Origin of the sequence: Tunicatimonas pelagia, from assembly GCF_030506325.1 — a bacterium.
Taxonomy (GTDB): Bacteria; Bacteroidota; Bacteroidia; order Cytophagales; family Cyclobacteriaceae; genus Tunicatimonas; species Tunicatimonas pelagia.
Window position 1 is genome coordinate 1,654,858 of record NZ_CP120683.1, and the last position, 20,183, is coordinate 1,675,040.

At 44.1% G+C, this 20,183-nt stretch carries 17 protein-coding genes; 2 read left to right on the forward strand and 15 right to left on the reverse strand.

Annotated elements, in window-relative coordinates:
* Nucleotides 1-152: 152 nt before the first annotated feature.
* The 4 genes from P0M28_RS06945 to P0M28_RS06960 all read right to left on the reverse strand — a co-directional run bounded on the left by P0M28_RS06945 (nucleotide 153) and on the right by P0M28_RS06960 (nucleotide 6,779).
* Nucleotides 153-1,598 carry a RagB/SusD family nutrient uptake outer membrane protein gene (locus P0M28_RS06945; protein ID WP_302208971.1) on the reverse strand — a complete coding sequence of 482 codons (1,446 nt, stop codon included), beginning with the start codon at nucleotides 1,596-1,598 and terminating at the stop codon, nucleotides 153-155.
* Between the two features lie 13 nt (nucleotides 1,599-1,611).
* The gene (locus P0M28_RS06950; protein ID WP_302208972.1) at nucleotides 1,612-5,106 is read right to left on the reverse strand and encodes a SusC/RagA family TonB-linked outer membrane protein; all 3,495 of its coding nucleotides are present in this window, start codon (nucleotides 5,104-5,106) and stop codon (nucleotides 1,612-1,614) included.
* 30 nt (nucleotides 5,107-5,136) lie between these two features.
* A complete protein-coding gene (locus tag P0M28_RS06955; protein ID WP_302208973.1) occupies nucleotides 5,137-6,090 on the reverse strand; it encodes a FecR domain-containing protein in 954 nt (317 codons plus the stop codon).
* A 104-nt stretch (nucleotides 6,091-6,194) separates the two neighbouring features.
* Entirely contained in the window at nucleotides 6,195-6,779 is a 585-nt protein-coding gene (locus tag P0M28_RS06960; protein ID WP_302208975.1) for an RNA polymerase sigma factor, read from the reverse strand.
* 243 nt (nucleotides 6,780-7,022) lie between these two features.
* On the opposite strand from P0M28_RS06960, the gene P0M28_RS06965 reads away from it, so the two are divergent.
* The gene (locus P0M28_RS06965; protein ID WP_302208976.1) at nucleotides 7,023-9,893 is read left to right on the forward strand and encodes a WG repeat-containing protein; all 2,871 of its coding nucleotides are present in this window, start codon (nucleotides 7,023-7,025) and stop codon (nucleotides 9,891-9,893) included.
* Between the two features lie 6 nt (nucleotides 9,894-9,899).
* Here P0M28_RS06965 and P0M28_RS06970 read toward each other — a convergent pair whose 3' ends face one another.
* On the reverse strand, nucleotides 9,900-11,417 hold the full coding sequence (locus P0M28_RS06970; RefSeq protein ID WP_302208977.1) for an alanine/glycine:cation symporter family protein: 1,518 nt from the start codon (nucleotides 11,415-11,417) through the stop codon (nucleotides 9,900-9,902).
* Between the two features lie 926 nt (nucleotides 11,418-12,343).
* Between P0M28_RS06970 and P0M28_RS06975 the strand changes: the two genes are divergently transcribed.
* Complete coding sequence (locus P0M28_RS06975) at nucleotides 12,344-13,078, forward strand: glycosyltransferase (protein WP_302208979.1); 735 nt, start codon at nucleotides 12,344-12,346, stop codon at nucleotides 13,076-13,078.
* Here P0M28_RS06975 and P0M28_RS06980 read toward each other — a convergent pair.
* The 10 genes from P0M28_RS06980 to P0M28_RS07025 form a co-directional block, all read right to left on the reverse strand.
* A complete protein-coding gene (locus P0M28_RS06980) occupies nucleotides 13,075-13,986 on the reverse strand; it encodes an SDR family oxidoreductase (RefSeq protein ID WP_302208981.1) in 912 nt (303 codons plus the stop codon). The genes P0M28_RS06975 and P0M28_RS06980 overlap by 4 nt on opposite strands.
* 50 nt (nucleotides 13,987-14,036) lie before the next feature.
* A complete protein-coding gene (locus P0M28_RS06985) occupies nucleotides 14,037-14,807 on the reverse strand; it encodes a peptidylprolyl isomerase (protein WP_302208984.1) in 771 nt (256 codons plus the stop codon).
* 140 nt (nucleotides 14,808-14,947) lie between these two features.
* A complete protein-coding gene (gene hemC / locus P0M28_RS06990) occupies nucleotides 14,948-15,865 on the reverse strand; it encodes a hydroxymethylbilane synthase (RefSeq protein ID WP_302208986.1) in 918 nt (305 codons plus the stop codon).
* Entirely contained in the window at nucleotides 15,862-17,049 is a 1,188-nt protein-coding gene (locus P0M28_RS06995; protein ID WP_302208987.1) for a DNA polymerase III subunit, read from the reverse strand. Before P0M28_RS06995 ends, hemC begins: the two co-directional genes overlap by 4 nt.
* A gap of 92 nt (nucleotides 17,050-17,141) precedes the next feature.
* Nucleotides 17,142-17,387: a type B 50S ribosomal protein L31 gene (locus tag P0M28_RS07000; protein ID WP_302208989.1), complete on the reverse strand. Its 246-nt coding sequence runs from the start codon at nucleotides 17,385-17,387 to the stop codon at nucleotides 17,142-17,144.
* 104 nt (nucleotides 17,388-17,491) lie between these two features.
* Nucleotides 17,492-18,400: a hypothetical protein gene (locus tag P0M28_RS07005; protein ID WP_302208991.1), complete on the reverse strand. Its 909-nt coding sequence runs from the start codon at nucleotides 18,398-18,400 to the stop codon at nucleotides 17,492-17,494.
* A gap of 89 nt (nucleotides 18,401-18,489) precedes the next feature.
* Complete coding sequence (locus P0M28_RS07010) at nucleotides 18,490-19,071, reverse strand: 7-carboxy-7-deazaguanine synthase QueE (protein ID WP_302210862.1); 582 nt, start codon at nucleotides 19,069-19,071, stop codon at nucleotides 18,490-18,492.
* A 79-nt stretch (nucleotides 19,072-19,150) separates the two neighbouring features.
* Nucleotides 19,151-19,540, reverse strand: a complete 390-nt coding sequence (locus tag P0M28_RS07015) for a four helix bundle protein (RefSeq protein WP_302208992.1) — start codon at nucleotides 19,538-19,540, stop codon at nucleotides 19,151-19,153.
* A gap of 80 nt (nucleotides 19,541-19,620) precedes the next feature.
* Nucleotides 19,621-19,887 (reverse strand): Txe/YoeB family addiction module toxin, encoded by a 267-nt coding sequence (locus P0M28_RS07020; RefSeq protein WP_302208994.1) that lies wholly within the window; start codon nucleotides 19,885-19,887, stop codon nucleotides 19,621-19,623.
* Complete coding sequence (locus P0M28_RS07025) at nucleotides 19,880-20,134, reverse strand: type II toxin-antitoxin system Phd/YefM family antitoxin (protein WP_302208995.1); 255 nt, start codon at nucleotides 20,132-20,134, stop codon at nucleotides 19,880-19,882. Before P0M28_RS07025 ends, P0M28_RS07020 begins: the two co-directional genes overlap by 8 nt.
* Between the last annotated feature and the right edge of the window lie 49 nt (nucleotides 20,135-20,183).

The window sequence follows — 20,183 nt, forward strand, 5'->3', positions numbered from 1 at the left end:
ATTTTTTCCATCACCCATTTAAAACTGATGAAGAATTAACCACTAAGCAAGGTAATATAAGAAGATCAGTACCGGTGTATTATTTGTAGTAAAATAAAAAAGACTTCCTTACTTAGGAAGCCTTTCTCAGTACACTACTAAGTACAGGGCTTTTAATACCCTGTGTTCTGGGTCAGGTTCGGATTGGTATCAATCTCCCGCTGCGGAATTGGCATCAGTACGTTATAGGCTTGTACACTGGTACCCCCATTTTCGTCGTGGTTCTGCATTACTTCTACAAAACGTCCGGTACGTACCAAGTCAAACCATCGGTGAGTTTCCATCACTAATTCTAGGCGACGCTCTAAATAAACCGCATCTCTAAAGTCTGCTTGGCTCAAACCAGTCAGATTGTGGTCAGTATCATTATGCGCCCGGCGACGCACTCGGTTAATTGCTTCGTAGGCTTCCGGCGTAGGCCCACCCTGTTCATTGAGTGCCTCCGCATACATAAGTAGTACATCAGCGTAGCGCAAAATATGAATATTAGCATTCGATTGATTGGTGGCATTTGCCTGGGAAGGGTCAAAGTACTTGTAGAATAGAGGCCAGGGAAATTCGTACATCTCACCGTCTTGCTCGTAGGAGGTATAGAAAGTAACCGCTCGTCGCTCATCTTCTTCTTCAAATAAGTCATAAACTTCTTGCGTAGGAATATCGGCTTCCCAGCCTACTAATCCGGGAACCCGGCTACGAGGCACGGTAGAGCGCATCAGTATATTTCCGTTACCCGGATCTTGCATAAACTGCGCGGAAAAGATTGCTTCCATACCATTTTCAGTAATTGGGTTCCAGTTATCCGCAAAGTTTTCGTGCAATCCGTAACCATAAGCGGCTTCATTGTTGACTATTTCTCCCAACGTTTGCCCTGCGTTAGCCCAATCTTGTTGGGTTAAGTATACTTTTCCAAGCAGTGCTTTAGCCGCTCCCTGGGTAGCCCGCCCGGTTTGATTATCCAAGTAGCTAATGGGCAGGTTATCCGTCGCAAACATCAAATCAGAAATAAGCTGTTGGTAGACCTGATCGGCGGGGTCTCTGGTAACGTTCAAATTATCTAAAGACTGGGTATCTTCCAGTATTATGGGAACATCGCCGTAAAAGCGAACTAAATTAAAGTAGAACAGCCCCCGTAGGAAACGCGCCTCAGCAATTAGCCGATTTTTCAATTCTTCATCCATATCAATATCCGGGGCGCGATTAATTAACGTATTAGCCCGATTGATTCCGTCGTAGTGGTCTTGCCAGATTTGCGCCACAAACTGGTTTTCAGTTGTAATTCGTAAAAACTCCAGATCAATCAGAAAGGGATTGTTCATGCCCTGACCATTTTTATAGTCATCGGTAGGCAGATCTACCATCAGTTGCATACTGCGCTCGTACATGCGAGTATACATGCGGTTATAAATGGTGTTTACCGCAGCTACGGCATCTCCTTCAGATTGATAAAAGTTATCAGTAACCAGCAGGTGCTCCGGGTCTTCTTCCAGAATATTGCAGGCATTAACCCCAAGTAATAGGATTAATATCAGCGTTAGTGTATGAATATAGTGTGTCTTCATTGTTCTCATTTTTTTAGTTCAGTGTGAGGCTTAATCCCAGCATGTACGTTTTGGCGACCGGATAAACTCCGTAGTCTTCCCCCAAATTTAAGTTGGTGGCTCCGTAGCGGCTCACTTCCGGATCGAAGCCAGTGTATTCGGTAAAAGTGAGGAGATTCTGAGCAGTGAAGTACAACCGCAGACCACCAATTCGCTCCGACTGCAAACCGGGGAAATTATAGGCAAAGGTGAGTGTTTTAATTCGTAAGAAGGAGCCATCTTCTAACTGGCGGTCAGAAAACAGAATCGCTCGCTGCCGGGTAGCCCGGGGAAACTCAGTGCTAGGATTCTGTGGCGTCCATCGGTTTACCATATCAGCCGATATGTTTTGCCCTCCGGTGGGAAGCTCCAGTTCAAACCGATTATAGTTCAGAATATCGTTGCCGTAGTTCCACTGGGTAAATACGTTGAGTTCAAAGCCATTCCATTGGAAATTATTAGTCCAGCCACCGAAGAAATCTGGCTGGGCTAATCCAATTATCGTGCGGTCGCCTTCGGCAGTAATCTGACCGTCGTTGTTCAGATCGCGGTAGCGTCGGTCGCCCGGTTGAGCGTTGGGCTGAGCACTGCTGGCTACCTCGCCCTCATTCTGGAAGATACCGTCCGATAGGTAGCCAAAGAAGGAGCCAATCGGTTCGCCCACGGCTACTTTAGAAACGTTGTTCACTTTTAAGTGACCACTGCTGCCTCCCGCAAAGAAAAAGTCCACTTCGCCCAAATCCAGCACTTTGTTTCGGTTAAAAGCGATGTTGAAGCTAGATGTCCAGATGAGAGGACCGGTTAAAATATCCGCCCCTAAAGTAAGTTCAACCCCTTGGTTCTGCACGCTACCAATGTTTTGCAGGGCATCGTTGAAACCACTCGTCCAAGGGATATTGGCACTAAACAGCAGATTAGTCGTTTTCTTGTGGTAGTAGTCAGCCGTAACCCGAAATCGGTTCTGCACAAACCCCATGTCCAAACCAACGTCAAACTGAGCGGTTCTCTCCCACTGCAATGCGGGATTGGGTACCCGATTAGGCCGGAAGCCCGTCACTAGATTTCCGCCGAATACATAATTGTTGGAAGCAAGCGTTGCTAGTGAATTATAAAGACCAATCTCCTGGTTACCCGTAATACCGTAACTCGCCCGTAGCTTCAAATCGTCAAACACTCCCAAGTCCTGAATGAAGTTTTCTTCAGCCGCTCGCCAGGCTATCGCTCCCGATGGGAAGAACCCGTATTTATTTCCTTCACCAAAGCGCGATGAACCATCCAGCCGTCCGGTGAAAGTGAATAGATATTTTCCCATGAGGTTGTAGTTAACCCGACCCAGATACGATAGCAGTCCCCACTCGGGAGTGCGCGTATTCGGTTGATTGTAAATTGCTCCACTCTGTAAGTTGCTCTGCTCCAATGCATCAGTAACAAAGCCCTGCGAACTGGCACTCACAAACTCCGTTCGGTTGCCCTGAAAGGTGATTCCCGCCAGTAAGTTAATGGAATGGTCTTCGTTTAGCTGCTTGTTGTACGATAGCGTATTTTCATTAAGCCAGGTGGTGCTCTGGAGGTAACTCACACGTCCGCGTCCGCCATTTCCACTTCCCTGATAAATGAACGACGGTTCGTAGTAGTCGCCCTTGTTCGCCAGAATATCCGCTCCCAACGAAACTTTAGCCGTGAGACCTTCAATAATTTCGTATTCGCCGTAAATGTCTCCCAAAAAGCGGGTAGTGGTAGAAATATTATCAATCTCCCGAGCCGTAGCCACCGGATTGGGTAATAGAATGCCGCTATTCGTTTGGGTGTAGCGAGTTTGCGCTTCATCTTCGTAGATGCCCAGCGTGGGCGACATCATAATGGCTCCTAACACTACGCCGGTATTTCCACCGCCGTCGGTAGAGGTTTGCAGTACATTAGACTTTCCCCGATTTACGGTGAGGTGGGTTCCCATCGTTAGCTTTTCGTTAATTTTTCGGCTAAGATTGGCTCGGGCTGATAAACGGGTAAAGTAAGAGTTCGTAATGATTCCGTCTTGGGAAAAATATCCTCCCGAAACTGAGTACGTCGTTTTTTCGTCACCCCCGGAGAACGTAAGCTGGTAATTTTGAATAGGAGCGGTACGGAAAATTTCGTCCTGCCAATTAGTACCTTCACCCAATGAGGCAATCTCTTCTTGAGAAAAAATAGGATCGAGCCCATCGTTGGTATATGCCTCATTCGCCATTTCCGCAAACTGAGTAGCGTTCATCACATCAATCGTTTTTCGTACTTCTTGTACTCCGTAGTATGTTTCAAAGCTAATCTGGTCTTTACCGCGCTTACCACTTTTGGTGGTGATCAGCACTACTCCGTTGGCACCCCGCGAGCCGTAGATTGCGGTAGCCGAGGCATCCTTCAATATTTCCATCGACTCAATGTCACTAGGATTAAGCATCGCTAGCGGGTTAACTTCGGGTCCATTATTGGCATTATTTCCTTGATTTTGACCTCGGGCATTAGCGATACCATTTCCGTTGTAGATTGGAAATCCATCGATAACGTACAGCGGTTCGTTTCCCCCTTGTAAGGAGTTCCCCCCTCGTATCCGTACCGTGGCTACGGCTCCGGGCTGACCAGATGCTTGTACTACTTGTACCCCAGCCGCTTGCCCTTGTAACCCTTGATCGAGAGAAGTAAGGGGCATCTCCCGAATGGCCTCGCCATCTACCGACGCTACCGAACCTGTGAGGTCGCTCTTTCTTACCGTACCGTAGCCAACTACAACCACCTCCGATAAACTTTGTACATCAGCCGATAGGGTGACATTCAGTTCGCTACGTCCGTTAATTGCCACTTCTTGCGTGGTGTAGCCAATAGAAGAAAAAACCAAGGTACTTACCTCATCAGGAGCCGTGAGTCGATACGCTCCGTCAATATCAGTGACGGTACCTACGGTCGTTCCTTTGGCTAAAATATTAACTCCGGGTAAGGGTTCATTATTTTCACTATCGTACACCTTACCACTAATGGTCTGCTCCACCAATCGGCCCTGAACAATTGATTGGCGAGCTAATCTTGAGAGACTATTATCCCGCTTTTTTCCTTCACTGTCGGAATGGATTTCTTCTTTTTCTATTCGGGGAATTATATCTTTTTGGGGCTGGTATATCACGTAGTAGCCCGGCTTTAGTTTCTCATACTTTAAGTCTAGTGGAGCGAGAAGCTGCTCCAGCCGTCTCTCCAAGTTTTGATGAGCCCCATTGCTGGTGAGGTACTTAGCACTGACCTTTCGGTTAGCAACTACTTCTATCTCGTAATTGAGAAAAATGTCATACTGCTGCTGTAGGCGATCAAATACTTGCTTGAGAGCTATTTGGGTCTCATTTTGAACCAACGCCCGCTCGGATAATGGCGGACTCCAGACGGCCACCGCCTCCTGAGCCAATGTGGCAGAACCAAGCAAAAAGCTCAGCCACACGATACTAATTAGTAAGGTAAAGTGCTTCATAAGTTGTTATATTGTAGTTTTAGTAAATAATTAATGCTTGGTTGAGAGGTATAAAGTTTTTTCTTCGTAGCGAACGTTGACCGATTTCTCCAGTGTTTTTAGCAGGATACTAATATCATTTACCGGGAAAGTTCCCTGGAAGGCTTTCTCGGCGACGGCATCATCTTCGAAAATAATTTGGTAATCGTAGTTGTCTTCCAGAAGTTGAGCAATTGCTCGGAGAGAAGTCTGTTCAAAAATCAGTAAGTTATTCCGCCAGCTAGTGTAGGGAGCTAGCTCAATTGACTGCTTGGTAAGCTGCGTTTCGCCCTTCTTCAGCTCTATTCTTTCCCCGGGATCGAGCATCAGCTCTTGAGACTCGTTAGAAACCTTTACCTTACCTTCTTCTAAAACGACCTCCGTACCTCCGTGGCGATGCAGCACATTAAACGCCGTTCCTAATACTTCTACTTCTAAGTTATTGGTATGCACCGCAAACGCTACCGCGACTCCACTAGCCGTTAGAGGTTTAACTTGGAAAAAAGCCTCGCCCTGAAGAGATACTTCCCGAGCACCCTGCTCTTTTTGGTAAGAATAGGCTAACACCGAATTGGCATTCAACGTCACCAAGCTGCTATCGGGCAACATAATCGTTTTAGTTTCTCCGTAGGTGGTTCGGTACACAAACTGAGGACGGGATAGCCACCAAGTGACTAACCCAGCCATGATAAGAAGTGAGATAGTAGCAGCGTAGCGCAGCCAGCGTCGTTTGGTTTGAGGTACTGGACTACGCTCAGCCCGTATTTGCTGTACTACTCGTTCGGCAAGGTCGTATCGGTTGGCAAAAGGCGGTGGAGTATCTTGCTGTAATTTCTTCCAGGCGCGAAGCATGGTTTCATCAAAGTGCGAAGCGGGAAGGGATTTGAAATAACTAAGTAACTGTTGAGCTTCTGCCGGGGTGCAGTCGCCATCTAAATACTTTTGCAGCAGGTTATTATAGTCCATAAGTAGACAGTTTCTTCTACTACAGACTCACCAATTCTATTAGAGGACTAGTCGGAAAGAAAAAAATTAGAAAAAAATAGATAATCTACTTCGGCCCGAAGCGCTTATTGAAATAATCGCCAGAGTACCAATAGAAACCCCAAGTTACCGTATACCTTCAGGTACCGACGAATGGCTTTTTTGGCTTGTACAATATGCTCCTTCACCGTGTTGGGAGAAATATTTAGCTCTGCTGCTATTTCAGCGTGGGTTAGTCCGTCTAAACGACTCATCATAAAGGCACGACGACGGCGCTGGGGTAATGCCTGAATGGCTCGCTGAATTTGAGATAACCAATGGTGATTACTAGGCTCATCTGAGGTTACCTGAGAAGAAAAATGCTGAAACACCTCTTGCCTTAGCTGTTGTTCCTTCGCCACTCGTTGCATAAAACGTAAGGCCGCATTTTTAGACACCTGGTACAAGTAACTATCCCAAGACTCGACCTGGGTAAGTTGGTGACGATATGTCCACAAGCGAATAAAAACTTCTTGGGTGAGTTCTTCAGCATAATATGCCTGCTTGGTAAACGTAAGACAGTAAGCGTATACTTGGTCGGAGTACTGGGCAACCAGAGAGCCATAAGCCCGCTCATCTCCTTGAGCTACCCGATTAAATAGTAGGTCTGTATCTAGCTCTCTTCTTACCATTATAACAATAGTAGCTATAATTTAAATAATAAATTTGAAGATGACCAATGTAGTTGCCGTATGTTTTAAGAAAATGGTGATTTTTGGTAGATTTATGCTCAGAAGGTTGCTACAAATACCCGAGCTATACTGTGAGCAATTTTCTTTTTCAGAGGTATTTAGAGATTAATTCTTGCTAAGAACAGTTAGCTTTCCTGGCGATTCATTTTTAGCACTATCTTTGTCCGTTATCGCTTATTTGTTATGAAGCTGAATTGCGTCACTACTTTCTTTTCTCCCTTTCTAACGATATGCTTACGAGCCTCTCTTAGCTTTTTACTATTAGGAAATATCGGGTGTCAGAGTACCCGAAGCGCACTGAAGGCCATGCAAGAGCAGCAGTGGGAGAAAGCTCAAACTACGTTAGAAAAACAGCTGGCTAACCCGAAGGATAGTTTACACGCCGATGTCTACTATGCCTACTCTCTACTCTACACCGATTCGTTGTTCACTGGCTACTCCGTTGATTCAGCGTATCAGTATATCTTGCTATCCAGTCAAGACTATCGAAATACTCCTCCTAAGGAACAAACCAAGCTGGCTCAGGCCATTCCCCTAACCGATTCGCTGCTACTGCAACAGAAGCGCCGAATAGATAGTCTGGCGTTTGCAGAAGCAAAAGAAGAATTAACGGTGCAAGCGTACCAGTCATTTTTAGATCAGCACACTGATGCCCCGCAGCGAATTGAAGCCGTTCGTTTGAGAAATCAGTTAGCTTTTGAGGCAACCCAGCAACTAGATACGTACCAAGCCTACCGGGAATTTATGAATACCTATCCAGAGGCCGAACAGTATAGTCAGGCGGAAGAGCGGTTTAATACCTTGGCATTTCAGGCTCAAACCAAAACCGGGAACCTAGCGAGCTACTACCAATTTTTAGAAGCTTTTCCTCAGTCGCCGTATCGCTTACAGGCCGAGCAGTCGATCTTTTCTATCACTACTGCTAACAATAGTTTGGTAAGTTACGCTAGTTTTACTCGCGATTTTCCGCAAAGCAAGCTCGCCCGGAAGGCGGTTAATTGGTTGTACCATCTGTATCAAGAATCTCACCCGGCTGATTCCTTTTTTATCACGCTAGCTGATTTACCTTTTCTCGACTCGCTGCAACAGGCTGAGAAGTCTGAATCAAGATTCTTGCTTCCTTATTTGGATGATGAATTTGGATTTATTGATGCGTCGGGGCAGACGGCAATCGCTCCGCGTTTCACTTCGGTATTACCCGCGTACTTGTGTAGTGGCGTGCAGACTTCGCTGGTTTTCGGAGTTAATAATGAAGAACTGCACCTGCTTACTAAAGACGGAAAAATAGTTCGCTCACTGCCAATTGAGAGTAACGAATTGGAATCAGTTCAAGAATTGGGTGGTGGCCTGCTTTGGGTATCAATGGGTGGTTCGGGCGTATTGCTTCATGCCTCAGGGGAAGTCGTAATTCCGCTTTCAGAAAATGTAACTGAAGTAGAATTACTACCCGGTACCGACTTACCCTATCAGTTTATCAAGTACCAAGCTTCCGGTCAGTGGGGACTGAAAACATTTACGGGCACCACCTTGCTATCGCCGACTTACGATGATATTACTGAGTACGGAGAGTTTATAGCGGTGGAAAAAGAAGGAAAGTTAGCGGTTACTAATCGGGTAACCTTGATTGAACAAGCGGAAAACCCCACCTTCCGGGCAGAATTTCGGTACGAAGATGTAGCTCTTCTTGACCAAAACTACTTGCTGGCCTTCACTAGTGAATTTGAAACTGTGTTGGATACTGCCCTGACTGAAGTAGTGCCGCTGAAAAAGCATACGGTGTTGCATAGAGCGTCACTCAACAATAAAGATATTTTTCTACTCCGCACCAGCGAAGAAAAAACGAGGGTAGAGAACGACAGCCTAATTACGGAGCAGACTTTACGTTATTCACTTTATCCTCCAGAAAATGCCGGATTGCCCAGCACTTTTTCCCAAGCTTACTACAACGACCAGTGGTTGGCTCTAAAGCACGATCAGCAGTATTGGCTTCTTAGTAGTGACTCAACCCAGTTTTCATCAACAACCTACGATTCAGTTAAAATATTAAGCGAGCATTTCGCATTCACTGTTCCCAAAGACAGCAAGCCCACCGATAGTGTTACCTTACTCATTGCTGATGAGCAACCAATCCTGATTCCGCTCCCCAAAAGAAATAACGAAAATATTACGTTTCGTTTATTACGCACGCAGGGTGTTGCACCTACCGGTTTAGTAGAAGAATCTTTATTAGTCAGTCAGCCTGAGCAGCCAGCACTGTTGCTTACGCAAGCGGGAGATACCGTACTATCCGCCAATGTCGATAGAGCATTATCATACCCCGACGGGATATACGTAATTGAGCAGAAAGGCAAACGGGGAGTTATTGACCGCCTGGGCAATGAATTGGTGCCAGTTCGCTACCAACGTATTGGTAATTATCAACCCGAAGGGCTGCTTAGCCTATTCAATCGGAAGAAGTTTGGGGTATACCATCCGCGCACCGGAGTCATTATTGAGCCAGCTTACGAAAGTGTTCTGAAGTATTATTCGGTGGTAATTCAAGATTCGGTTCCTACTCCGCTCTACATCGCGCAAAAAGACGGGAAATTCGGAGTGATTGATGCTAAACAAAAGCTACTGCTTCCCTTTGCGTTCCAGGCAGTTCATTATTGGAACGAGCAAACAGCACTGGTTCAGTACGAAGACCAGTGGCACCTTTATGCGTTAGCCGAGTCTCCTCAACGCCGACTGTCTTTTGATGAGCAAAATCTACAGTACAACGGCATTATTGAGTTTTCAGAACTATCAACTACTGCTTCTGAAAAGTTGCTGAAAATCTATCAACAGCAAGGCTACGGAGTACTGAACAACCGGCAAGGAGAAGTGCTACGCGCCAGCTTTGATGATATTCGGCTGCTGCCTCACCCCCAAACGCAAGAACCCGTTTACCTAACGGAGAAATACGTATCGGAAGCGAAACTGCATATTGTTATTTACATGGATACTCAGGGAGAGATAATCTTCCGCCAAGCCTACGAGCCTGATGCTTACGATCAACTTTACTGTGACCAGTAACAAGCCTTAATCGTAAACTTCTATTTTTCCGCTTTTGATTCTAGTTAAAAACGATTGCATATCTTTCTTCACCAGTGGGGCTAGAATATAGCAACCTAGAATATTAGGAAGCGACATGGCAAATAGCATTCCATCGCTAAAACCAATTACTGGGGTTAAGTTTACTGAAGCTCCAATCACAATAAACCCACAGAATATCACTTTATAGGCGATAACCGAAATAGGAGAGTCACCAAAAATATATGTCCAGGCTTTTACTCCGTAGTACGACCAGGAAATCATAGTAGAGAATGCGAAGAGAAGTACGGCTATAGCTAATACGTAGGGAAACCAGCTAATTACGGTAGCAAAAGCATTGGATGTTAAAGAGATACCATCAGTTTCTCCTTCGTACAATCCAGATATTACAATGACCAGTGCGGTCATGGTACATACCACTACCGTATCAACAAAAGGCTCTAATGAAGCTACAAACCCCTCGGTAACCGGCTCACTGGTTTTTACGGCTGAGTGGGCGATGGCCGCCGAGCCTACCCCGGCTTCGTTTGAGAAAGTGGCTCGTTGCATTCCAACAATCAATGTACCGATTAGTCCTCCGGCCATTGCATTCCCGCCTATTGCCCCTTCTACGATTTTAGCAAAAGCCTCGGGTATCTGTTCAATATTTACTAAAATAACGGCAATGGCAGCAATAATATAGACGCCACACATAAACGGAACGATCTTTTCCGTAACTCGGGCAATACTTTGGATACCACCGATTATCACAATTCCGACCAGTACGGCAATGATTAAACCAAACGCCCAGGTTTGCTGCCCAATAAAAGTGTCTTGTCCGCCCGTAATACCAATGACCTGTTCAGCCGCTTGATTGACCTGGAACATGTTACCACCAGCAAAAGATGCCCCAATTGCCATAACAGCGAAGAAACCCGCTAAGAAAACTCCCAACCGACCCATTCCTTTCTGGGCTAAACCTTTGCGTAGGTAGTACATTGCCCCACCGGAAACCGTACCGTCGGCATGTTCATCCCGAAACTTAACCCCCAAAGCGCATTCTACAAACTTAGATGACATACTGAACAGACCAAAGATGATCATCCAAAAGGTAGCTCCCGGACCACCCATAGAAATTGCCACGGCCACTCCGGCAATATTCCCCAAACCTACAGTGCCCGAAAGAGCCGTTGCCAGTGCCTGAAAGTGCGTTACCTCGCCCGGATCATCGGCGTTGGTATACTTACCTTTTACAATATCGATGGCTGTTTTGAACCCCCGAATATTGATGAAATTGAGGTAAAATGTGAAGAATACTGCTCCAATAATTAGCCAGAGCAGTATAAAAGGAATCTCTACACCACGGATAGTCAGCAGCGGATAAAAGATAATGGATGTAGCAAAATTTGATATGGGCGTAAATAAGGAGTCAATCGTCTCATCAATACTTTTCTCTTCGGTGGCTTGTCCGAAAGAATATAGTTGAATGAATAATAGGCTAATGGTTAGTAGTAGGGGTTTCCTCATGGGACTCTTTAATTTCAGTAAAAACGAAACGGGAATATACGCAATCTCCCCTGTTTTCCGATAAAACCGATGTATTAATCGGAGTAGCTTCTCCCTTTCCCATTTTTTTATCGATCTATTGATTACTTTTTCGCGCCCATGAATACTAATATACGATGATAAAATAAAATAAAATTAATGTAGAAAATTACTTGGATATTACATCGCTGTTATTTACTTTAGATACGTATATTTAATTATTTTAATAAATAATATAATTATATATAAATTTTCAGTGAAAATGATTTTAAATAATATTTATAAACTCAATTATCAGCTTCACCTACCTACTAACAGGTAGAAAATTTGTCATTTGGAAACATTAGGTTCATCATACTTTCAGGTGGTTGAGGGGTTCGCCAGTTAGGGGTAAAACCATGTAAAGCTAGTCTACAAGCTACCTAAGATGATGAAGTGATTTGAAGTATTAATTTATATCCATTTATAGATAACTAACTGCTATTGATAAGTATGAAGAGATTTAGCTGGCTAGTCATCTAACCTACACTGAGAAAACATATTTTTTAACTATTTAAAATTTAAAACCAGCAATGAAAAGCTATGTTATTCGCTTAGACCAAGGAATGTACCCCCCTCACGTAAACTTTCTTAAAGAAGAGTTAGGCTTCCATGAGTTAGTTAAGTTCCAGAAAAAAAGTAAAAGGTTGGTAAGTAAGAGACTCACTATACTTGAATGCTTTTCTTTTATACTCTTTCTACTTCAGAATCTTCGGCAAATCAGAAACACCCAAACCATTGTTAGTATAGGTTGGGCATCTCTTTTTCTCAAACTACTGATAAAGCTAAGAATTATACGCTGCCAGCAGTTTTTCTGGTTAGGTTTTTTTATTCACGATTGCCGCTTCTTTCCTTTATTACGACAAATTATGGCCTGGACGGCTATCAGCAGAGAGTACTATGTCATTAATTCTGAGGCCGACCGCTCTATCTATCACCAGCATTTAGGTATTCCTAATCATAAGTTGGTATCCTTGCCCTACGGTGATTTTTCTTCAGCAGATATTGAAGATGAAGAAGTTAGAGCGCAGGTAGGCTCTTACTATTTTGCCGGAGGGTTTACCAACCGCGATTATGCTTCTCTGATTGATGCCTTCCGAGAACTAAATCAGAAATTAGTGATTGTTGGCTCTCATTTAAATAGAGATTTACAGGTAGAATTACCGTCAAATGTGCAAGTACTTCGCGATATACCTAAAAAGCAATTTAATACGTTGATAAAAAATGCGAAAGCCTGCATTTTACCGCTAAAAGAAGAAACTGGTGCTTCGGGCCAAATGGTACTTTTAAGCTACATGAAGCAAGCCAAAGCAGTTATTGTACCCCATATGCAAATTACCCACGAATATTTGGACGAAGGCACTTCCGCACTCTTCTACAGTAATGCCCAAAAAGAAATACCCAGTATTATACGCTATCTAGATCAAGATGAAAGAAAGATCGTAGACTTGGGAATTGCCGCCAATAAGCAATACAACCGCGATTTGGGCGGGGATACCATCAAAGAAAAGTTGTACAAAATAGTAACGGATAACCTACCCCAATCTGCCATTGAAATCAAGACAGAAGAGAAAGCTTTGGGGAAGGAAGATTATGTGTACTAAGAAGCGGTAGAAAACTGCTTTGCTAGGGTAACAACCCCTTCCTCAAATGTGTGAGGGGTAAACCCTAGTTCGGCTCTCGCCTTTTCAACAATTAGTCCCGTTTCGGGCGGTCGGTTAGCAGTTTGCTTAAATTTAGAAGAATCAGTTTTGGTTATCAGAGAAGCATCTAACCCAAATGCTTTAGCTACCTCTAAAGCCATTTGGTAGGGAGTAAGCACTTCTCCACCAGAAATATTGTAAACTCCTTCAGCGCGCTGCTTAGTAACTAAATAGCATCCCATTGCCAGGTCCTCAACCAACGTAGGGGTGCGGTACTGATCGTCAACCACACTGATAGGTTTTCGTGTTTCTAGACTATTTTTCACCCAAAGCACAATATTAGAACGGCTCATGTTAGGAACTAATCCATAAACTAGAGCAGTACGCAAAATTGCGCTCTTCACCCGGCTCTGCTTGATGAGTGCTTCAGCCTGAAGCTTCGCCTGTCCGTAAAAGTTTATTGGCTGAGGAGTATCTTCCTCGGTCAAATGACGTTTATCGCCTGCGAATATGAAGTCAGTAGAAAGATGTACAAAAAAGCTGTTATGCACTTCAGCGGCTCGCAGCAGGTGGGCAACTCCTTGTACGTTGATCTCCCAGCACTCGTTCTGGTGTTGCTCACAATAGTCAACATCTGTCATGGCTGCAGTGTGGATCACCACATCGGGCTGCACTAGATGAAAAACATTAAAAACCTGATCACGATCAGTAATATCCAGATCAAAATATTGATAATTCTGATAGGGCTCAGCAAATCGGGCTTTTCCCCGAGAAGTTATGATCGTATGAATCTCATCATCAGATAGTAATAGCGGAATTAGTTTCTGACCCAGTAAACCATTCCCACCAGTTAGCAGTACTTTCACCATATTCTTTCTATTTCTCTCTCTACAAAAATTCACGTATATAATTAACAGTGTTATTGAACTGGAAATTCGTATCCGAATTGTTGGGTGATCTTCTTTTTAGAAACCTCTTCTACATCAACCACCATATAAATATCCTGGTTAGGCTTTTCTATTGCCCTTGCACCAGTAGGTTGAGCAGCAATAGAATCTATTACGTCAAACCCGTCAATCACTTCTCCGAACACCGTGTAGGTGTCGTCTAAATGCGGTGCTCCTCCTTTAGTAGTGTAAGCTTCCAACCGTTCAGGGGCGTAGCTTTTCTCAACTTTTATTCCCAACTTTTCCTCTAATTCGGGCTTCAACGACATGAGCTTTTGCGTGTATGCGTCGAACTGCTGACTGTTATATAAGCTCAGTAGTTCTTCTCTTACACTATCGTAATTATCCCGTTGTAGTAATTGCCCAACACCGTCGTTCAGCTTTCGCATATCAATAGTTAATTCTTCTCGCGACAGCACGGTTCCCTGCACAATATAAAACTGACTACCACTGGATGCTCGCTTCGGATTGATTTGGTCGCCCTGTCGAGCTGCCGCTAGTGCTCCTTTCTTATGAAACAGCGTATCCACAAATTCAGCCTCAATTGTATAATCTACAGCATCTTCTTGGGTTGATCCGGGTCGAGTTGCTAAATCACCGGTCTGAATCATAAAATCCTCGATCACTCGGTGAAAAGTTACGCTATCGTACTTTCCACTTTGCGCTAGCTCAATAAAATTCTTTTTGTGCTTGGGAGTGGTATCGTATAAAATAGCGCGCATGTCACCGTATTCCGTACTCATCGTTACCAAGAACTCTTTCTCAGAAGAACAACTACTGATTATAAGTACCAGAAAAAGGCACCAGATATTGCTTAAATATTTTATTTTATACATATCGCAACTTCAAATATACTATTTTTAAATAATAAATTAATAAGGTTCTACTTTCTGGCTAGCTCGAGTATCTGATTACCACCCTGAGAAATTATTTTTTCGGCTAGTATTTCCCCTACTTCTTCCGGAAGTTCCTTACTGCCTGTCGCCTGATCTTTCAGTAAGGTTCTGCCGTCTAAGCTCACTACTCCACCCCGAAGCAACAACCTATTATCAGTGATAGTTGCCAGGGCAAATACTGGCACACTACACCCACCCCGTAAGGCCTTTAGGTACGCCCGCTCCGCCCGAAGCTGCTGCTCAGTTATTTCGTGATTGATAAGCTCCCGGATTACTTTCTTTTTCTCGCTAGACAAACTCGCCAGTACCTCAACCGCCACACTCCCTTGCCCCACGGCGGGGATCATTTGCTCAGTAGAGAACTGATGCACTATTGAGCGATCGTACTCCATGCGGTGTACTCCGGCGTAGGCCAACATCAGTGCATCGCACTGCCCTGCTTCCATTTTAGCCATGCGGGTTTGTAGATTGCCTCGCATTTCTACTGTATTCAGATGAGGATTATAGTGCTTAAGCAATGCCTTACGCCGTACCGATGAAGTACCAATAGTTAGTGGCTGATTGCTGTGCAGGGAAAAATTGGGTTGATGACTAACGAGCACATCGGCTGTTTGCTCTCGCTCGGTGAAAGCCGCAATTTCAAATGCCTCAGGTAAGCTAGATTGCAGGTCTTTAGCACTATGTACAGCTAGGTCAATTGTTTTACGTTGGAGTTGCTCCTCTATTTCTTCAGTAAAGACGCCCCGCGTGCCAATTTCAGTAATGGCAACATCTTGCCGTTTATCGCCTCGGGTGTTGATAACAACCACTTCGCTTTCTACCCCACCAGCACGCAGTTTCTCGGCTACGTATTGTGTCTGCCACAGGGCTAGCTTACTACCTCGGGTTCCTATCTTAAGTTTCATATCCGCTTAATTAATCGTCCTACGTTCAGCGAAATATCGAGTAGCAGAATCTTCGGATTAGCATTTCTCTCTAGCTGAACATAGGCTTCATTAAACCAATAGAGCATTTTCTCCAGTACAGCAGCATTTGCTATTTTACTAAAATTCACTACAAATTCTAGATCTTTACCCTGCACCCGCATTAACTTTCTTTCTTTTTGTAAAGTATCTTCTTCGCCGTAATCTGCCAACTGATCAACCGAGTGATGCACCAACATCTCACGAATCATAGCCAGCCCGTAGGAAAAAAGAGCTTTTTGGTTCTCTTTTCCCAGTTTTTGAAATTTATCTACGAACGAAAGTAGTTTTTTATAATCTTGCAGATAGCACAAGCGCATCCAATCCCGAAAAAGCTGGTGGCTATCATCTTCTACCTCCTGATACAACTGAAGGGCTTTCTGAAAATTACCCTCAGCCAACGTGGCAATACGCCGCAACCGTTGCCGATCAACTTCTTCTTTCGTAGCCGGATGATTTACGAGCATTTGTATGATTTCTTCATCTGAGAAAGCTCGGATTTGAACGATTTGTGTGCGAGATAAAATAGTGGGCAACAGTTGCTCGGTGCTGTGAGCTACTAATATAAATAGCGTCCGATCTGGGGGTTCTTCCAATATCTTAAGAATACCATTGGCAGCGGCGGGGTGCATTCGCTCCGGATGCCAGATGATAACAATTTTATAGCGATCACCAAACGCAGTAAGGCTCAGTTTTCTGATGATGTTCCGGCTCTCTTCTTTAGAGATATTGAGTGACTTATTTTCAGCTCCCAGATATTCGCTCCAATCGGCTAACGAGCCGTAGGGACGCTCGGTGAGGAAGGTACGCCACTCGGTAATAAAGCTATCGCTTACTACATCTTTCCCAGTTATTTTCTTCGTGGAACCTACCGGAAATACAAAGTGTACGTCGGGCTGAGCGTACTCCACTTTTGATTGCTGATGACTAGCCGATCGATCACCACAGTGCCCATCTTCCCCTCGGTTCTCACAGTTTAAATATTGAGCGTAGGCTAGTGCCAACGCCAAATTTGGCCCACCTTCCGGCCCCAGAAACAATTGGGCATGGGCTACTTGCTCGGTATTGGCCGATTGTATTAAGTGCTGTTTTACTTCAGGTAGACCGTGTATTGCTGAAAACTGCAAAATCCAATAGTTACTGTTGGATAAAGGCACAAAAATAAAAAAGTCTCCGATAAGTTTACCGAAGACTCTAAAAGACTCTTTATTTTCAGAGGTTATTTCTTTTTATAGCGACGGTTAAATTTCTCAACTCGCCCGGCAGCATCTACGTACAGCTTCTTACCCGTGTAGAATGGATGAGAAGCTGAGCTTACCTCTATTTTTACTAATGGATAGGTGTTTCCATCTTCCCACTCGGTAGTTTCTTCCGACTGAATAGTAGAACGGGTGACAAATTTGTAGTCACTGGAAGTATCGTGAAAAACTACTTTTCGGTAATCGGGATGAATATCTTTTTTCATAGTTCGCTATTTTTCTAAAGCCCAACAGAGGACGGTAAATTTCGGTTCCTTTTTTAGAGAATCGCAAAAATATGAAATTTATTAAGTTCTGAAAAGCAGATAATCTAAAAAATTAAATGTGAGCGAATCCTGGCTCCTACAAACAAAACGTTTGACGGAAGGGGGTACGGTCGGGAAGCATCGTCGAAGTACTGCTCATAGGCCGCAAACGCTTCTAGCACTCCTTGCTTTCCTCGGAAACCCAGCCCAGTTTCTACCCGATAATTCATCTTCCAGGCATCTCCCCTATCAAAGAAGATTGGGTTTACCCAAGCGCGAGCGTAGGTGTTTACCACTTTAGACAATTCAGCAGTCCATCGCCCGCCAATGAGTAAAGAAGCCCGCAAATTTTCCCAACTTTGATCGCTCTCGAAGTGTTCGGGTCGACGACCATCTACTCGGTAGGTATACGCATTGAGCCGACCGTACAACCGATATTGCATCCGCTCACCAATCAAATAGTTCGGCGTGCTGAAAGTGGAGTAAAGTGCGGTCATTACTAGCAAACGGCGGGTAGGGCTATATTCTTCATCAGGCACCGATTCATCAGAAGGTACAGTATTATCAATTTCGTGCCGACAGTGGTGAATAACCCCAAACTCTAGCGTACCAAATTTCACTTTACGAAAAAAAGCGATGGATTCATTCCAGATAGCGCCCCGCATATGGAAGCTGATCTCATTATGCGGATTCGCCGTAAGCTCGTGCGAAAGTGTTCCGGCGATAGTTGCTTTGTCGCTAAAACGATAAAGTTCAATCAATCCGAAATACTTGGCATTCCAGGCTTGCTCATCTAGTGCCGAGCCAAAACCTCGCATTCCTTCGGCACTAAAAACGACATTCGGTAAGAAGCCACGTTCGCTGGTAGTATCGTCTAACGGGGCTGGAAAAAAGTTGCGCGCCACAAAGATTTGCGCTGAAGCTGAACTGGAAATTAAGAGCAATAAAAAGATTCTTATCCCGAGAGAAGTCATAGTAGTTTTGTTTGATTACTCGGACAAGATACCAACTTAGACTTTAGCGGATAGCAAAGAATATGTACTATTTATTAGATAAACTTACCTCACGGAATATGTAAGAATTTATGCGTTTGCAAAGAGACACGCCACTGCGGATTTTGCTTAACGTACTCAATGATCTGCGGTAGCACTTTTTCAGCTACACTCCACTCGGGTTGAAGAAATAGCTGACATTGAGGATTCATTTTTTCGGCAAACTGCTCGGCCCAACGGAAGTCACTTTTATTATAGATAATAATTTTTAGTTCGTGAGCCTGTTGGTAGATTTCGGGTAGAGGGGCTTTAAATTTTTTGGGCGAAAAACAAATCCAATCCAATTCCCCACTCAGTGGATACGCTCCCGAAGTCTCAATATTAACTGTAAATCCAGATTGCTTAAGGTTGTGAGTAAGTTCCGTTAAATCGTACATCAGCGGTTCGCCTCCGGTAATCACGATCAACCTAGCCGGATGCTGAGAAGCTTCTTCCACAATTTCACTGACTGATTTCTGCGGGTGTTGACTAGCATCCCACGATTCTTTTACATCGCACCAGTGGCAACCCACGTCGCAACCTCCCAGCCGAATAAAATAAGCTGCTTTCCCCTGATGTGCTCCTTCCCCTTGTAAAGTATAGAAGGCTTCCATGATGGGGAGTTTTTTGAGTTCTGGGTTTTGAGTTTTGGGTTCGGAGTTCTGGGTTTTGAGTTCGGAGTTCATGAACCTATCATTTATACTTTATGCCTTTTAGTTCTGATTTTTTTAAGTAGTGAACTAGGCTCTGAATCATCCCAGATATTTCATTAGCAAATTGATATAGCTCACTAAATTCTTGCTCAGTGATATAAGTACGGTCTTTAGCCCGATACAATTGAGACATCACTTCCAAACATGAGCCCTTAGCGTAGAACAAGAATTGAACAAACTCTTTGTTTCCACCACGGCCAAAACCCTCCGCAATATTATCCATCACTGACCCGCTCGATCTAAGAATCTGATCCTTTAGGCTAAAATCACGAGCGAAAAGTTCTTTTCTGGTTGTTTCGTAGATGAGCATACTCAGTTGTCGCGACTTTTGCCAGCATTGCAAATCCTCAAACTTTCTTATTGCTGCCATGAGTTACCAATGACTAATTTTGAATTTGAAAACTCTGAACTCAAAACTCAGAACCCTTCACGTTTCACTACATCGCTCAACTAATAGTGTTTCCGGCACTGAAGAATATATAAGTTTCCGCCCTCATGGCGATATACTAATCGGTGTTCGTGATCAACACGGCGAGACCACCATCCGGATAGGCTAACTCGTAATGGCTCAGGTTTTCCAATTCCTTCAAATGGAGTACGCTGGTACTGTTTGATAAGTTCGTTGATACGTTTGAGTATTTTCTTGTCAGTCTTTTGCCAGTATAAATAGTCTTCCCAGCCAACCGATAAAAAAATTAGTTTACTCTCTTCACTCATTCAACAAACTTCTTTCTACCCCTTTTCCTTCTTCATGCTCTTTTATACCTCGCGCCAGACGTTCTGCATTTTTGGGGCTGCTTAAAAGATGCAGCGTTTCTTGCATTCCTTCGTAGTCCGATTTTGACAAAACTACCATATCTTGACCGTTGGAGCGGGTAACATACAAAGGAGCGCGAGACTCAAAAACTTTGTCTAGGAAAGACTTCAGGTTTTGCCGAAAGTTTGAATACGTAGTAATTTCCATATAATTAAAAGTAGTACAACTAATTGTACAAACGAAAATCGCATTGCTT

Coding starts and splice junctions, on each gene's coding strand:
- P0M28_RS06945 (WP_302208971.1), bottom strand. CDS start 1,598: ATGAAGACACACTATATTCATACACTAACGCTGATATTAATCCTATTA.
- P0M28_RS06950 (WP_302208972.1), bottom strand. CDS start 5,106: ATGAAGCACTTTACCTTACTAATTAGTATCGTGTGGCTGAGCTTTTTG.
- P0M28_RS06955 (WP_302208973.1), bottom strand. CDS start 6,090: ATGGACTATAATAACCTGCTGCAAAAGTATTTAGATGGCGACTGCACC.
- P0M28_RS06960 (WP_302208975.1), bottom strand. CDS start 6,779: ATGGTAAGAAGAGAGCTAGATACAGACCTACTATTTAATCGGGTAGCT.
- P0M28_RS06965 (WP_302208976.1), top strand. CDS start 7,023: ATGAAGCTGAATTGCGTCACTACTTTCTTTTCTCCCTTTCTAACGATA.
- P0M28_RS06970 (WP_302208977.1), bottom strand. CDS start 11,417: ATGAGGAAACCCCTACTACTAACCATTAGCCTATTATTCATTCAACTA.
- P0M28_RS06975 (WP_302208979.1), top strand. CDS start 12,344: ATGGCCTGGACGGCTATCAGCAGAGAGTACTATGTCATTAATTCTGAG.
- P0M28_RS06980 (WP_302208981.1), bottom strand. CDS start 13,986: ATGGTGAAAGTACTGCTAACTGGTGGGAATGGTTTACTGGGTCAGAAA.
- P0M28_RS06985 (WP_302208984.1), bottom strand. CDS start 14,807: ATGAGTACGGAATACGGTGACATGCGCGCTATTTTATACGATACCACT.
- hemC (WP_302208986.1), bottom strand. CDS start 15,865: ATGAAACTTAAGATAGGAACCCGAGGTAGTAAGCTAGCCCTGTGGCAG.
- P0M28_RS07000 (WP_302208989.1), bottom strand. CDS start 17,387: ATGAAAAAAGATATTCATCCCGATTACCGAAAAGTAGTTTTTCACGAT.
- P0M28_RS07005 (WP_302208991.1), bottom strand. CDS start 18,400: ATGACTTCTCTCGGGATAAGAATCTTTTTATTGCTCTTAATTTCCAGT.
- P0M28_RS07010 (WP_302210862.1), bottom strand. CDS start 19,071: ATGGAAGCCTTCTATACTTTACAAGGGGAAGGAGCACATCAGGGGAAA.
- P0M28_RS07015 (WP_302208992.1), bottom strand. CDS start 19,540: ATGGCAGCAATAAGAAAGTTTGAGGATTTGCAATGCTGGCAAAAGTCG.
- P0M28_RS07020 (WP_302208994.1), bottom strand. CDS start 19,887: ATGAGTGAAGAGAGTAAACTAATTTTTTTATCGGTTGGCTGGGAAGAC.
- P0M28_RS07025 (WP_302208995.1), bottom strand. CDS start 20,134: ATGGAAATTACTACGTATTCAAACTTTCGGCAAAACCTGAAGTCTTTC.